Annotated in this window: 14 protein-coding genes; 3 read left to right on the top strand and 11 right to left on the bottom strand. The window is 68.8% G+C overall.

The window, feature by feature from the left end; all coding sequences use genetic code 11:
- Positions 1 to 30 precede the first annotated feature (30 nt).
- Both ASF06_RS11100 and ASF06_RS11095 read right to left on the bottom strand, forming a co-directional pair.
- The gene (locus ASF06_RS11100; protein ID WP_055946908.1) at positions 31 to 987 is read right to left on the bottom strand and encodes a nucleoside hydrolase; all 957 of its coding nucleotides are present in this window, start codon (positions 985 to 987) and stop codon (positions 31 to 33) included.
- A 63-nt stretch (positions 988 to 1050) separates the two neighbouring features.
- Complete coding sequence (locus ASF06_RS11095) at positions 1051 to 1680, bottom strand: nucleotidyltransferase family protein (protein ID WP_055946906.1); 630 nt, start codon at positions 1678 to 1680, stop codon at positions 1051 to 1053.
- Positions 1681 to 1775: 95 nt separating this feature from the next.
- Between ASF06_RS11095 and uraD the strand changes: the two genes are divergently transcribed.
- The gene (gene uraD / locus ASF06_RS11090) at positions 1776 to 2279 is read left to right on the top strand and encodes a 2-oxo-4-hydroxy-4-carboxy-5-ureidoimidazoline decarboxylase (protein WP_055946904.1); all 504 of its coding nucleotides are present in this window, start codon (positions 1776 to 1778) and stop codon (positions 2277 to 2279) included.
- Positions 2276 to 2620, top strand: coding sequence for a hydroxyisourate hydrolase (uraH, locus tag ASF06_RS11085; RefSeq protein ID WP_055946901.1), 345 nt, complete (start codon positions 2276 to 2278; stop codon positions 2618 to 2620). The genes uraD and uraH overlap by 4 nt, the downstream gene beginning before the upstream one ends.
- A gap of 54 nt (positions 2621 to 2674) precedes the next feature.
- On the opposite strand, the gene ASF06_RS11080 is transcribed toward uraH, so the two are convergent.
- Genes ASF06_RS11080 through allB form a run of 3 tightly spaced genes read right to left on the bottom strand, consistent with a single transcriptional unit; the run spans position 2675 to position 6413 of the window.
- Positions 2675 to 4081 (bottom strand): amidohydrolase family protein, encoded by a 1407-nt coding sequence (locus ASF06_RS11080; protein ID WP_235500979.1) that lies wholly within the window; start codon positions 4079 to 4081, stop codon positions 2675 to 2677.
- Between the two features lie 7 nt (positions 4082 to 4088).
- Complete coding sequence (gene pucL / locus ASF06_RS11075) at positions 4089 to 4994, bottom strand: factor-independent urate hydroxylase (protein WP_055946896.1); 906 nt, start codon at positions 4992 to 4994, stop codon at positions 4089 to 4091.
- 42 nt (positions 4995 to 5036) lie between these two features.
- Positions 5037 to 6413, bottom strand: a complete 1377-nt coding sequence (gene allB, locus ASF06_RS11070; RefSeq protein ID WP_055946894.1) for an allantoinase AllB — start codon at positions 6411 to 6413, stop codon at positions 5037 to 5039.
- 176 nt (positions 6414 to 6589) lie between these two features.
- Between allB and ASF06_RS11065 the strand changes: the two genes are divergently transcribed.
- The gene (locus ASF06_RS11065) at positions 6590 to 7633 is read left to right on the top strand and encodes a methylenetetrahydrofolate reductase C-terminal domain-containing protein (RefSeq protein ID WP_055946891.1); all 1044 of its coding nucleotides are present in this window, start codon (positions 6590 to 6592) and stop codon (positions 7631 to 7633) included.
- Between the two features lie 105 nt (positions 7634 to 7738).
- Here the strand turns inward: ASF06_RS11065 and ASF06_RS11060 are convergent, their stop codons facing one another.
- From ASF06_RS11060 to ASF06_RS11035, 6 genes are all read right to left on the bottom strand, one after another.
- On the bottom strand, positions 7739 to 8347 hold the full coding sequence (locus tag ASF06_RS11060; RefSeq protein ID WP_055946889.1) for a pyridoxamine 5'-phosphate oxidase family protein: 609 nt from the start codon (positions 8345 to 8347) through the stop codon (positions 7739 to 7741).
- Complete coding sequence (locus tag ASF06_RS11055; RefSeq protein ID WP_055946887.1) at positions 8344 to 9171, bottom strand: creatininase family protein; 828 nt, start codon at positions 9169 to 9171, stop codon at positions 8344 to 8346. The genes ASF06_RS11060 and ASF06_RS11055 overlap by 4 nt, the downstream gene beginning before the upstream one ends.
- Complete coding sequence (locus ASF06_RS11050; protein ID WP_055946885.1) at positions 9168 to 10487, bottom strand: FAD-binding oxidoreductase; 1320 nt, start codon at positions 10485 to 10487, stop codon at positions 9168 to 9170. The genes ASF06_RS11055 and ASF06_RS11050 overlap by 4 nt, the downstream gene beginning before the upstream one ends.
- 114 nt (positions 10488 to 10601) lie before the next feature.
- Positions 10602 to 11777, bottom strand: a complete 1176-nt coding sequence (locus ASF06_RS11045; protein WP_157439168.1) for an ABC transporter substrate-binding protein — start codon at positions 11775 to 11777, stop codon at positions 10602 to 10604.
- 118 nt (positions 11778 to 11895) lie between these two features.
- Positions 11896 to 12768 (bottom strand): ABC transporter permease, encoded by an 873-nt coding sequence (locus ASF06_RS11040; RefSeq protein ID WP_082500879.1) that lies wholly within the window; start codon positions 12766 to 12768, stop codon positions 11896 to 11898.
- Entirely contained in the window at positions 12765 to 13535 is a 771-nt protein-coding gene (locus ASF06_RS11035; protein ID WP_157412178.1) for an ABC transporter ATP-binding protein, read from the bottom strand. Before ASF06_RS11035 ends, ASF06_RS11040 begins: the two co-directional genes overlap by 4 nt.
- Between the last annotated feature and the right edge of the window lies 1 nt (position 13536).

Below are 13536 nucleotides of genomic sequence, written 5' to 3'. Positions count from 1 at the left end.
ACGCACGCACCCCGCCGAGGATTCCTGTTGTCAGGCGAAGCTCAGCAGCCGGTCCATCAGCAGGGGAGCGTACGGGCGGTCGAGCTCGAGCACGACGCGCACGTGCGCGCCTCGCTGCGGTGGATAGCCGTTGTAGAGGCCGCGCATGTCGCAGATCGTCTGTCCGCGGCCGGGCCCGTCCGTCGCATCCACCGTCACCCGCACCAGCGGGGCGAGGGTCGGAACGATCTCGCCCGTGCTGATCGCCACGGCCAGCGGATCGTGCAGCGCAGAGCACGGCCTGCCGAAGACCGACACGTAGAAGTCGAAGTAGACGCCGAGCATGTCGGCCAGCATCGGGGCGATCGTGCCCGGAGCCGAACGCAGTCGTTCGCGGTCGTCGGCCTCGATCAGCTCGCCCATGGTCACGTCGAGTCCGACCATCGTGATGGTCCAGGGGGCGTCGAATACTATCTCGGCCGCGTGCGGGTCGTTGATGATGTTCGCCTCGGCGACGGGGGAGGCGTTGCCGGGAACCAGCGCTGCCCCACCCATGATGGTGAGATCGCCGATCAGTTCGGGAAGGCGGGGCTCGAGCTCGAGCGCGAGGGCCAGGTTGGTGAGCGGGCCGATGGCGATAAGACGCAGCTCGCCTGGGTATTCGTGGGCCATGCGCACGATGAACTCGGGCCCGGATTCGGAGAGCGGATCGACGTGCGACTCGGGCAGCTGAACTCCGCCGATGCCGTTGTCTCCGTGGATGTGCGGCACCCCGCCGTCGAACTCGGCCATGCGGAAGTGGTGGGCGCCGATGGCCACGGGCACGTCGGTGCGGCCGACGAGCGAGAGCAGCCTCAGCGTGTTGTCGGCGGCCTGCGCCGCCGAGGTGTTGCCCGACACGGTCGAGACGCCCACGAGGTTCACGTCGGGGTCGCTCAGCAGGTGGAACAGGGCGAGCGCGTCATCGACCCCGGTGTCGCAGTCGAGCAGATACGGGCGTGCGGGCATCGGGTTTCCTCCACGGGATCGGGCTGGGGCTTCCCTCGATTATGGCGCGCCGATGCGGCCGTCTCAGACCGTGGGATCGCCGGGCGTATCGACGTCGACGCCCGATCCCAGGTCGGAGCAGTCGACCAGTCGCACCCCCTGCGCCACGAGGTAGGGGCGCGCCCCCACGTCGCCGGTCACGCTCTCGGCGAGTGCCTCCCAGTGGTCGCGGCCGATGACCACCGGATGCCCGGGGCGACCCGAGAACGAAGCCTGGCGCAGGGTGTGGCGACCCACGGCATCCGGCTCGGGCGCGATCAGCCGCCGCACCTCGGCGGGGCCGAGGGACGGCACGTCGACGGTGACGATCGCGACGGCGACGGGTGCGGACTCGGGCGTCGTATCGAGGGCGCTCGCGGCGGCGAGGCCACGACGCAGTGACGCGGCCATACCCGTCTGCCAGTCGTCGGCGCGCACGGCGCGCACTGATGCGCTGTGTGAAAAGGAGCGCTCGAGCAGAGCCTCGGCGTCGTCCGCCTCGGCGCCGAGAACGGCGATGACGGGGGAGCATCCGCCCGCGAGCAGGCTGCGCACGGCATTCGCGAGCCACGACGTGCCGTCGGCGGATTCGACGAGCGCCTTCGGTCGGCCGAAACGCGTGCCGCCGCCTGCCGCGAGCACGATTCCCGCGACGGGTGCGGGCGCGTTCGACATGGCCTCATCGTACGGCTCGCCCGGGAGTCGCCGAATAGAATTCAGGTGTCGCCCGCGCACGACCGCGGGGCGCATTCTGCCCGAAAGGCCGGCTAATGAATGATCTCTCCGTCGACCACTTGCGCGTCGACCTGCGCGCCTGCCTGGCTGTTCCGCGGTGGATCGACGAGGTCGCGGAGCAGGCTCCGTTCGCCTCGGTCGACGACCTGCTCGAGGCCGGTCGAACCGCAGCGAACCCGCTGACCCGCGACGAGGTCCAGGCGGCGCTCGCCGATCATCCGCGCATCGGCGACAAGCCGGAGGGCGAGGGCGCTGCGCAGGCTTTCTCGCGCTCGGAGCAGGCGTCGCTCGACGACGACGACGCCGAGACCGCGGCGGCCATCGCGGAGGGCAACGCGATCTACGAGAAGCGGTTCGACCGTGTGTTCCTCATTCGCGCGGCGGGTCGCAGCCGGGGCGAGATCCTCGCCGAGCTGAACCGTCGCATCCGCCTCTCAGACGACGAGGAGTTCGCGATCGTCGAGCAGCAGCTGCGCGAGATCGCCCTGCTGCGGCTCGAGAAGACGTTCACCGAGCGCGGCATCGAGCCCGCCGAATGAGCGACCGCAGCCACATCACGAGCCACGTGCTCGACGCGGCTACGGGAACGCCCGCGGCCGGGGTGCCGGTCACGCTGTCGCACCTCTCTGCTGACGGCTGGGTCACACTCGCCGAGGCGGTGACGGATGCCGACGGCCGGGTCTCGCAGTTCGGCCCCGAGGCCGTGCCGGCGGGCCGGTATCGGGTGACGTTCGATACGCAGGCGTACTTCGCGTCGCTCGGGCAGACCGCGTTCTACCCCGAGGTGCAGGTGGTTTTCGAGCTGGCCGAGGTCGACGCGCACTATCACGTGCCCCTTCTGCTGAGTCCGTTCGCGTACTCGACGTATCGGGGCAGCTGAGGGGCGTGCACCGCTCGGCGAGGTGAGGCGAGTCGAGTCGGCACGACGCGCGAACTATTCCGGCGCCACCGCCCGCCGGCCCTGCACGAACGTGCCCACGATCGCCGGCTCGCGCAGCCCCATGAGCAGCGCGAACAGCTCCCGGTCGGTCTCCACCTGGTCGTCGCCCGAGCGAACTCGCCCCTCGAGCAGCATCGCGAGCGGCTCCCAGCGCCGCGGGTCGATCAGTAGGAAGTCCGCGTCTTTGCCCACGTCGAGGTTGCCGAAGCGCTCCTCCATGTCGAGCGCCCGAGCCCCGGCGAGGGTGCCGGTGAACAGCAACTCTGCCGGATGCAGCGACACACTCGCCTCGCCGGGCTCGCTGATGTGCACCTTGAACGCGTCGTTGAGCACTCTCGAGATGAGCCACTCGTCGCCCGCGCCCACGTCGGTTCCGAGGGCGACGGTCACACCGGAACCGGTCGTGCGCGTCCACGGCATCGTGCCCGATCCGAGGAACTGCTGCGAGGTCGGGCAGTGCGCGATCGACGATCCGGTCGCCGCGAGCCGAGCCAGCTCGTCGTCGGTGCAGTGCACCGCGTGCGCGAAGATGCTGCGCCGCCCGAGCAGCGTCGAACCGCCCACCTGCGACCCCGGCAAGAACTTGCCGTCGTACGTGTCGAGGTAGCTGCCCGTCTCGTACACGGCCTTGACCGCGGCGATCTCGCCGCCCGTGGCACTGTCGTTCTCGCTCAGATGACTGTGGAAGTACACGCCCGCCGAGCGCACCTCGTCGTACAGCTCGCCGAGCGCGCGCAGCGTCTCGCGCGTGACCGACAGGCTGAACCGGGGCACGATCGCGACCTGGATGTGCGCCGTCGCCGCATCGCCGGTATCGACGGCATGCCACCTCGAGATCTCATCGCGCACGAGCGCGATCGCTTCGGCCTCGCCGGTAATCAGCGCGCCCGCCGACTCCGGCCCCACGGTCTGGATGCCGCGGCCCGACACCACGCGCAGCCCGGCATCCCGCGTGGTGCGGAAGAGGGCATCCTGCGCGTGCGGAAAGGCGGAGCCGAAGACCATGGCGGCCGTTGTGCCGGCGGCGACGCGGCGACGCGTGAAGTCGCGCGCGATGCGCTCGGCGAATTCGGGATCGGCGAGCCGCGACTCGGCAGGGAAGATGCAGTTGTCAAGCCACTCGAGCAGCTGGCCGCCGCCGTACGAGTCGGTGGAGTATGTCTGCGGAAAGTGCACGTGCGCGTCGACGAAGCCGGGCACGATGTACCCGCCCCGGTTGTCGACGACGGATGCGCCGACCAACGTCGGCGGCAGCTCGGCGGTAGCGCCGATCCACTCGATCGTGCCGGCATCCGACACGACCAGCGCGCCGTCGGGAAGCGACACGAGGTGCTCTCGCGCATCCACGACGTCGGGGGAGCCGGAGACATGAAAGATATGCCCCCGGTAGATGGTGCTCACGGGCGGTCTACGCGAGGTTCGCCGCGGGTGTCCACGCGGGTCCGGCATCCGGCGCGTCGTCGCGCATGACGGTGGCCTGGATAAGCCCATAGGGGCGGTCGTCGGCGTGGAACACCTCGTTGTTGTTCTCGACCCCGAAGGTCTCGAGGTTGTAGAGGAAGTGGTGCTTGTTGGGCGCGGAGAACTTGATCTCGGCGATGAACGGGTACTCCTCGAGCACGGCCTTGCCCATCTCGTAGAGCGTCTGCTGCAGGGCCAGGGAGTGCAGGGTGGCGAACTGCGCGATGAGAATGCGCTTCACGCCGGCGTACACGGCGTTCCAGTCGAGCTCGGTCTCGGTGAACCGCCACTGCGCGACGAGGGCCGTGGCCATCACGCGGTCGGTGGTCGGCTCGAGGCGGGTGTACTCGTCTTCGAGGAATCCATGGAATTCGCTGCCCGTCGACTTGAGGATCACGAAGTCCTTCAGCCCTCCGATGACCCACGTCTTCTGCTCGGCGCCCTTTCCCTCCACGGTGATCGAGGCGGTACGCACCTCCTGGCCGAGGCGCACGAAGGTGTGCTCGTGCTCGACTCCGTCGACGATCGCGTGCGCCCACGCGTACTCCTCGATCTCGATGCGGGCGCCCTCCACGGGAACGACATCGTCGACGAAGTGGCGGGCCAGCTCGAGCCCGTACGCCTCGATCGACTCGATGCCCTTCTCCTTGGCATAGGAGTAGGCGGTCTGCTTCTGCGTGTCGGTGGGCAGCACCTGCGACTGGTCGCCCACGAGGTGTGCGGCCGAGAAGTCTCCGCGCAGGGCCGTCGACACGTTCAGGTCGCGGATCTCGTGGCGCGCGCTGTCACGCGTGATGCGCACGACGCGGTTCTCCGCCTTGCCGTACTGGTTGGGTCCGAGAACGATTGCCATGGGTGAACTCCTGCTGTCGAGAAAGGGTGGGTGTCTTCGGGGTCAGACGCGTGAGAGCAGTCGACCGGTGGGGGTGGATGCGGGCACGTCGTCGACGGCGCCTGACGTGTAGACCGGCACGCCGGCCAGCCACGTCACGGCGACAAGGCCGGTGAGCTCGGAGCCGTCGAAGGCCGAGACCTTGTTCTTGTGCAGCAGTGCGTCGGCGCTCGCGGTGAAGGCGGCCTCCGGGGCGAACGCCACGAGGTCGGCGTCGGCGCCCACCTCGATGCGGCCCTTCTGCGCGAGGCCGGCGAAGCGGGCGGTCTTAGTGGACATCCACTCGACGACGGTCTCGAGCGGAATGCCGCGTGCCTTCGCGCCTGTCCAAACGGCGCTGAAGCTGAGCTGCAGGCCCGAGATGCCGCCCCAGGCGAGCTGGAAGTCGCCGTCGTGGGCGAACTTCAGCTCCTTCGTCGAGGGGGAGTGATCGGAGGCGACGATGTCGATCAGCCCCGACTCGAGCGCCTGCCACAGCAGCTCGCGGTTGCCCGCGTCGCGGATCGGCGGGCAGCACTTGAACTGCGTGCCGCCGTCGGGGATACCCTCGGCAGAGAAGCTGAGGTAGTGCGGGCAGGTCTCGACCGTGATGGGCAGGCCCTCGGCCTTGGCCGCCTCGATCTGCGGCAGGGCGCGGGCGCTCGAGAGGTGCAGGATGTGTGCGCGGACGCCGGTGGAGCGCACGGCCTCGATGATGTGCGCGATGGCGTCTTCCTCGGCGAGGTCGGGGCGGCTCGAGACGAAGTCGAGGTAGTCGGGGCCCCCGTGGCTCTCGGCGTTCTCCGACATCGCTTTCTCCAGCACCGCCGGGTCCTCGGCGTGCACGATGAGCAGGCCGCCGAACTCGGAGATCTCGAGCGCGGCGGCGAAGAGCTGCTCGGTCTCGAGGTGGGGGAACTCGTCGACCCCGGAGGGCGAGAGGAAGGCCTTGAAGCCGAATGCACCGGCGTCGTGAACGGACTTCAACGATCCGAGGCTCGAGGGGATGGCGCCGCCCCAGAATCCGACGTCGACGCTGGCCTGGGGAGCGGCCGCCTGACGCTTCAGCTCGAGCGCCTCGACGGTGGTGGTGGGCGGGATGCTGTTGAGCGGCATGTCGATGATGGTGGTCACGCCTCCGGCCGCGGCGGCGCGGGTCGCGCTGGCGAACCCCTCCCAGTCGGTGCGCCCGGGTTCGTTCACGTGCACGTGGGTGTCGACGATGCCGGGAATGAGAACCTGATCGTCGGGCAGGGTGACCGTCTCTGCGGCGTCGAACGGGGCATCCAGCTCGGCGATCGCTACGATCACACCGCCGGCCGTGGCGACCGACGCGGGGCGGAACTCGCCGTCGATGAGCACCTTCTCGGCCCTCACGACCAGGTCGTACTGTTCTGCCATGGTGTCGTGATCTCCTCGTTCGTCGGTGGTTCTGTCGACGGATCAAGCCTACTGACGGGGCCCGATCCGCCGAGGCGGGTTCGGAAACACCCGTGTTACACGCCGGAGCTAACATGAAATGTTCGCAACCCCGAAGATGAAACTCGTCGGGCCTGCGACTCGTCGGAAGGACCCTCGTGGAATCGCTTCTCACCCCTGCCGCCGCCCACGCGGGCTGCCCGAAGAACATGGAATACGGGCCGTGCGGAGGGGTCGACTTCGACGGCAGCTGCGAGGTGGCCGACTTCCGCTGCGTCTTTCTCGGCGACCCCCTCGTGACCTGGCACGGCGCCTCGCCGCCCGAGCCCGACGTCGTGCCGCGCTCATCCGGCGCTGCAGAGATGATGGCGCTGATGAACACGCGCCCGATCGTCGTCGCCGATTTTCCCGCCCGGGCGATGGATGCGGAATCGCTGGCCGAGTGCGCGGCCCTGCTCGCCGGCCCCGTCGACGCGGCGCTCGCGGGCGACTTCGGCAAGGCCAGGGTGCAGTTCTCGCCGAGCTACCGCGCGTCGCTCATCCGCGCGGCCGGGCTGCAGGTGTGGACGGGCATCAACTGCCGCGACCGCAACCGTGTCGCCATCGAGGGCGAGCTCGCCGGACTCGCGCATGTCGGCGTCGCCGGCGTGCACTGCGTGACCGGCGACCACACGCTGCTCGGCTCCCGCCCCGATGCCGCGCCGGTCTTCGACCTCGACTCGCCGCAGGTCGCCGCCCTCGCGCGGGCCGCCGGCCACCTCGTCTCGGTGGGGGAGTCGCCGACCACGCCGCCCGTCGAGCTTCGGGCGGCGCGACTGCTCGAGAAGACGCGCGCGGGCGCCGACGTCTGCTTCGTGAACCACTGCGGGGGCGTGGATGCGGTGGGCCGGTTCGTGCGCGAATCGCACGACCTCGGCGTGACGGCCCGGTTCATCCCGTGTGTGCCGATGGTCACGGATCACGCGAGTGCCCAGCTGTTGCGATCTTTCACCACGCTCGTGCTTCCGGAGGGGTATCTCGACCGCATCCTGTCCGCCGCGGATCCGCGCGAGGAGGGCATCCGGGCGGCCGTGGAACTGAGCCTCGAGCTGCTGGAGATCGAGGGCGTCGCGGGAGTGAACCTCTCGGGCGGGGCGGGACCGGGCCGCGAGGCGGAGTTCGCGATCGTGCTGGCAGAGACGGCGCAGCGCCTGGCGCTGTGACCGGCAGGCCGCGCCGTTCCCTGAGCCTGTCGAAGGGCACGCCCGTTCCCTGCGCTGGTCGCCCTTCGACAAGCTCAGGGAACGAACGGTGAGGACGAGGCCGGGTCAGCCGGGGAGGGTGGCCGTGCTCCAGGTGCCGTCGGCCGCGCGGCGGTACTCGGTGCGGCGGCTCGCCGTGAGCGGGGTTCCGTTCCAGAACGTGATGCGCGTGGGCTCGATCACGAAGCCGAGCCACGTCTGCGGCGGGGTCAGAGTGCCGTCGGGGTGCGCGGCGTCGAACTCGGCCCACGCCTCCTCCCGCTCGCCCGCCGGGCGCAGCGCGAACTCGGGAGAGTTGAGCCACGCCAGCAGCTGCAGGTAGCGGGATCGGCGCGAGTACGCCACCTGCTCCTCCTCGGTCGAGGCGCGTCGAGCGACGCCCTGCACCGTCAGCTGCCGCAGCTCTGCCGGCCACGCGATCGAGAACGCCACCTCGGGGTGGGCGGCCACGTCGGCGACCTTGCGGGAGCGCGAGTCGGTATGCACGAAGAAGCCGCCCTCATCGAACTCGCTGAGCAGCACGCTGCGCGAATCCGGGCGCCCCTCGGCGTCGACCGTGGCCAGCGCGATCAACGGTCGCGCGTGGTCATCGTTCGTCGGCAGCCACTCGGTCAGCACGGCGAACGCGTCTGCGGGGATCACGGCGGCGGCCGGAGCCGGGTCGGTCGAGCTCACGCCGACGGCCCGGCCGGATCGAAGCGCGCGATCTCGGCGAACGCCGCCGCGGCCTGCGCCACCGAGTGCTCGAACAGCGCCGCGCCGTACGCCGCGTTGGCCCCGGTCGGGTCGCCCAGCACGCCGTCGGTTCCGAAGTCGTTCGACAGCCAGCCGAACGACACGGGCTTCTTGAACCCGATGTGCTCGAAGTCGGCCAGATGCTCGGGAACGCTGCGCTGTGCCAGCGACAGATCGACCAGGTCGGGGCGGATGTGCATGATGAGCGACGTCTCGCTGTGGCCGCCATGGATGCCGAGGCCCAGCTCGTCGGGCCCGTCGCCCGTGCCGTCGGCCATGGGAGGCACGATCGGACCGAGCAGGAACGTCTGCAGCCCGAAGCGGCGGCGCAGCTCGCGGCAGGCGACCTGCAGCAGGGCGAGGTTGCCTCCGTGTCCGTTGAAGAAAGCCACCTTGTTCGCGGGCGTGGCCGCGATCGAGTTGCCGAGGTCGACGATGGTGTTCATCATCGTCTCCCACGTGAGCCACATGGTTCCGGATGCCCAGTGGTGCTCGTCGCTCTTGGTGTAGGCGAGGGTGGGAAGGATCCACGCGTCGACGCCCTGCCAGGCCGCGCGTTCGACGGCGGCGTTCGCGATCGCATCCGCGAGCAGGTAGTCGGTCATCAGCGGAAGGTGCGAGCCGTGATGCTCGATCGCGCCGGTGGGGATGACGACGACGGAATCCGCGTCGAGCGCGGCGGTGGCGGCGGGACCGGACAGCTCGACGAGCTTGCGCGTACCCAGGTCGTTCACGACCGCGTCGTTCGCGTGCGCGCCGCTCATGCGTCGGCCCCGACAGTCGGCTTGCCCTGCAGCTTGCCCGGGTTGAGGAGTCCCTGCGGGTCGGTGGTCTCGGCGAGGGCGAGCGTGCGCTCGACCTCGTGGTCGACGAACCAGATGTGCGGGTTGTGCACGCCGACGCCGATCGCAGCGAGCTTGTCGAAGCCCTCGTAGACCTTCTCAGCGCTCTCGTAGATACCCGCGAGCATGCCGATCGGGCGGTTCCTCTGGGCTTCGATGTGCAGCATGCCGCCGGGGTACACGGCGTGCACCTCGTCGATGCGGTCGACGAGGGCGTCGCCCGCGACCTCGATGTGGAAGTACTTTCCCGGGTCGCTCTTCTGCAGCCACTCGATCGGGTGGTTGTACGAGATCATGCTCAGCTTCATGGCGGTCTGGGCGCCCTCGCGCACCTCCTCGACGCGGCCGCCCGCGGCCTCGATGAGGGCGGTCGCGGCAGGAACAGCCGCGATGTCGATGATCGCGCGCAGGCTCGCCCGGTCTTTCGGGATGCCCGGGTCGGCCGGCAGGGCATTGGCCAGAACCGGGAGGTCGGCCGACACGAGTCGCGGCGTCGGCTCGAGCCGCCCGATCTCGCGGATCACCGAGATCGCCTCGTTGAACGTCTCGAAGCTGGCGAACAGGCCGCGCCAGTCCTGCAGCGGCTCGAGGGCGATCGTCGCCTGCGCGATGATCCCCGCGGTGCCGTAGGTGTGCACATAGGGCTGCGCCTCGTCGCCGTCGACATGCACGAGCTGCGCATCCGCCGCGGCGTGCACCACGTCGAGAGCGAGCACGAAGCCCTCGTGGTTGGAGCCGTGGGCGATCGACCCGGTGCCGCCGGAGCCGCCTGAGAGGAAGCCGCCGATCGAGGACTGGGCCGTCGACGGATACATAAGAATCTGCTGGCCCGACTCACGGGCGGCCTGCTCGATCGTAACGATCGGGGTGCCGGCGAGCGCGGTGAGGAACCCGTTTCCGACCTCCACCACCCCGCGCAGCTTCGACAGGTCGAGAACGAGGCCGTTCTCGATCGGAATGGCCTGTCCGTAGTTGCCCGTGCCCTTGCCCCGGGGCGTGATTCCCACCGAGTGGCGAACGGCGGCGGCGACGACCTGCGCCACCTGCTCTGCCGTCGTCGGGAAGGCGACGATGTCGGCGAGCCCGAGGGGGAGCTGCTCGGTGATGATCGGCGACAGGTACGACCCGTCGGCCGAGGCCTTCTCGCGGGCTCGCAGTTCGGTCGTCACTCCCCGCTCGCCCAGGATGTCGGTGAGCTCGGCGGCGAGGGAGGTGATGTTCTCGGGCAGATCGGTCATGGTGCGGGTCCTTAGATGGTGCCGAATGGTGATGGCCCTGCGCCTACCGTCCGACGCCCACACGAGGTGAGCGTCGGACGGCAGGCGGAGGGCCGACGGTGGTGCGGTCGCGGGTTACTTGAGACCGATGCTCTGGTCGAGGAACTCGTTGGTGAACAGGTCGGCGGGCGTGATGCCCTCGACAGGCGGCGTACCGAGCTTGGTGAAGATCGGAGTGTCGCTGTCGATGATCTTCTGCACGCGGGCCTCGTCGAAGTCGCCGATGTAGTCGTTGTCGCCGTTGCTGACGAGTCCGAGGTCGATCATGGTCTTCACCGAGTAGTCGGCGACGCCCTCTGAGTAGACCCAGCCGGTGTCGTACTGGTCGACGAGGTCGAGGATCAGCGCGTTCGTGGTGGCGGGGTCGTCGAAGTAGTCGACCTCGGCCTGCTGCAGAACGGGCACGAGTGCGGTGAGGCACGGGCTCAGCTCCTCGAGCTCGCCGGTGCGCACGGTGACCGCGGATGCGTAGATCTGGTAGCCGGCATCGTGGATCAGCTGGAACTTGACCGGCTTGTCCCAGGCGTCGACCTCGTTCTCGTAGATGTAGGGCTCGGCGCTCGCGAAGCCCTGCTGCGCGTCCTTGCCGCCCGAGGCGACGAAGTTGGCGGGCGTGCCGTCGTAGCCGCCGTCGGCCTGGGCCTCGGGCACGATGCCCGCTCCAATGAAGTAGTCCATGTACGCGGCGCCGCCGAAGTACTTGATGACGGCTCCGGCCTTCGTGAGGTCGGAGATCGTCTCGACATCGGGGTACGTCTCCGGATCCCACATGATCATCTGGGGGTTGATCTCCATCGGAGCGAAGACCGCCGTGGTGGGCATGTCGGGCGAGAGCCGGAGCGACTCGTCGGTGTTGGAGTATCCGAGCGTTATGTCGGAGTCGGTGTACATCTGCGAGCTGACCGTCTGAAAGCCGATGGCGGGGCCGCCGGCGCGCACCTCGAGGTTGACGCCCGTGTACTCGCCGCTCGAGTACAGCGGACCGGAGACGCTCTTGTTGCTGGCGTCGATCACAGCGTCGTCTCCGAACATGGAGTAGAGGTGGCCGTGCTCCGATTCCGGGTTCCAGTCGGTCTGGATCGTGACGGTCGCCGGGCAGCCGGCTGCGGCCAGGTCGATCGCGCCGATGGTGAGATCCGACGCGGCGTCGGTGGCCGTGTCGGTTCCGCCGGAGGCGCAGCCGGTGAGGACCAGTGCGGTTGAGGCGAGAACGCCCGCGGCCATGAGCGACCTCGATCGAGTGATACGCATGTCTTCTCCTTGTGTGATGTGCAGGGTGTGGAGGGTGCTGTTCGGTGCTGTGAACGGGTGCTGCTGAATGACGTGCTGAGTGACCGATGAGTCGAGGGGGCGTGCTGTCGCCCGGCGCCTACTTGCTGTAGTCGTACCACTTGCCGACGGCGAGCTTGCCCAGCCAGCCGAACACGAGGAAGACCACGACGCCGAAGAGCGCCGCCGTGATGATCGCCGCGAAGAGCTCCGGGCCCTGCACGCGCGACTGGTAGTTGCTGATGAGTGCTCCGAGCCCGGGCTCGCCACGACGGAAGAAGAAGTCGCCGACGATGGCGCCGACGACCGCGAGGCCGGCGGAGATGCGCATGCCCGCGAAGATCGCAGGAAGAGCGGCGGGGAACTCGAGCTTCGTCAGCACGGTCCAGCGATTCGCCTTCTGCAGCTGGAACAGCTCGCGCTGGCCCTTGTCGACCGACTGCAGGCCGAACAGAGTGTTCGAGACGATCGGGAACAGCGCGATCAGGATGCAGACGATGACGCGGGCGGGAAAGTCGAAGCCGAACCAGAAGCCGATGAGGGGAACGAGCGCGAGGATGGGGATGCACTGCAGGATGACGGCATAGGGGAAGAGCGAGCGCTCGATCCAGCGCGCCTGGCTCATGGCGACGGCCCAGACGAAGCCGATGACGATCGCGATCGCGAGGCCGGTCAGGGCGACGCCGGCCGATCGGGCGAGCGCCTCCATGATGTCTCCGAGCGTCTTCGGGTCGAAGAACGCGTCGGTGAAGATCGTGTGCGGCGGCGGAACGAGGAACGACTGCTTCGGGTCGATGACCACGTAGCTGACGAAGTACCACAGCGCGACGATGACGACGAAGACCAGCACGGGTGGCACCCACGACGGAAAACGCGCGCCTCTGCGTGCGGGCATCTCCGAGGCTCGGGAGATGGTTCTGATCTTCGGGTTGGTGGTGGTCACGGGACCGGTCGGGGGAGCGGTGGTGGTCATGAGTGTCCCTCTCGGAGCGCGTGGGAGACCTCGCCGGCGAGTTCGGCGAACTCGGGAGTGAAGCGGATCTCGGGGTCGCGGGGGTAGGCGAAGGGAACGTCGAAGGTCTCGACGATTTTTCCCGGTCGGCCGGACATCACGACGACCCGTGTCGAGAGGTACACGGCCTCGGAGACGGAGTGCGTGATGAAGAGGCCGGCGAACTGCTGCTCGGTGAAGAGCTTGATGAGTTCGTCGTTGAGGCGCTCGCGGGTGATCTCGTCGAGCGCGCCGAACGGCTCGTCGAACAGGAACAGCTCGGGGTCGAGCGTGAGTGAGCGGGCGAGGGAGGCGCGCATGCGCATGCCGCCCGAGAGCGTCTTCGGCAGGTGCTTCTCGAAGCCCTTCAGCCCGACGAGCTCGATGGCCTCGGCGGCCTTGGAGACGCGCGTCTTCTTGGGGATGCCGTTGAGTTCGGCGAGCAGTTCGACGTTCGCCTGCACGGTGCGCCAGGGCAGCAGGGTCGCGTCCTGGAAGACGTAGCCGATGCGCTTGGTCGCCACGTGCGTCTCGCCGGCCGTCGCGGGGGTGAGTCCGGAGGCGATGCGGAGCAGCGTGGACTTGCCGCAACCCGACGGGCCCACCACGGTGACGAACTCGCCTTTCTTGACCGTGAGGTCGACGCCGGAGAGCGCGGTCGTGCCGTTGGGGAACGTCATGGCGACGTCGGAGAAATTGAGAAGCTCGGTCGTCGTTGTGGCCACAGGGGGATCCGTCGTCAGCGTCATT

Source organism: Agreia sp. Leaf244 (genome assembly GCF_001422695.1).
Classification (GTDB): Bacteria; Actinomycetota; Actinomycetes; order Actinomycetales; family Microbacteriaceae; genus Agreia.
The sequence above is the reverse complement of the archived record's forward strand: the minus strand, read 5'-3'. Positions and strand labels throughout refer to the sequence as shown.

Excerpts from the sequence above, each read along its gene's own strand:
- ASF06_RS11100 (WP_055946908.1), bottom strand. The coding sequence starts at position 987 with ATGCCCGCACGCCCGTATCTGCTCGACTGCGACACCGGGGTCGATGAC.
- ASF06_RS11095 (WP_055946906.1), bottom strand. The coding sequence starts at position 1,680 with ATGTCGAACGCGCCCGCACCCGTCGCGGGAATCGTGCTCGCGGCAGGC.
- uraD (WP_055946904.1), top strand. The coding sequence starts at position 1,776 with ATGAATGATCTCTCCGTCGACCACTTGCGCGTCGACCTGCGCGCCTGC.
- uraH (WP_055946901.1), top strand. The coding sequence starts at position 2,276 with ATGAGCGACCGCAGCCACATCACGAGCCACGTGCTCGACGCGGCTACG.
- pucL (WP_055946896.1), bottom strand. The coding sequence starts at position 4,994 with ATGGCAATCGTTCTCGGACCCAACCAGTACGGCAAGGCGGAGAACCGC.
- allB (WP_055946894.1), bottom strand. The coding sequence starts at position 6,413 with ATGGCAGAACAGTACGACCTGGTCGTGAGGGCCGAGAAGGTGCTCATC.
- ASF06_RS11055 (WP_055946887.1), bottom strand. The coding sequence starts at position 9,171 with ATGAGCGGCGCGCACGCGAACGACGCGGTCGTGAACGACCTGGGTACG.
- ASF06_RS11050 (WP_055946885.1), bottom strand. The coding sequence starts at position 10,487 with ATGACCGATCTGCCCGAGAACATCACCTCCCTCGCCGCCGAGCTCACC.
- ASF06_RS11045 (WP_157439168.1), bottom strand. The coding sequence starts at position 11,777 with ATGCGTATCACTCGATCGAGGTCGCTCATGGCCGCGGGCGTTCTCGCC.
- ASF06_RS11040 (WP_082500879.1), bottom strand. The coding sequence starts at position 12,768 with ATGACCACCACCGCTCCCCCGACCGGTCCCGTGACCACCACCAACCCG.
- ASF06_RS11035 (WP_157412178.1), bottom strand. The coding sequence starts at position 13,535 with ATGACGCTGACGACGGATCCCCCTGTGGCCACAACGACGACCGAGCTT.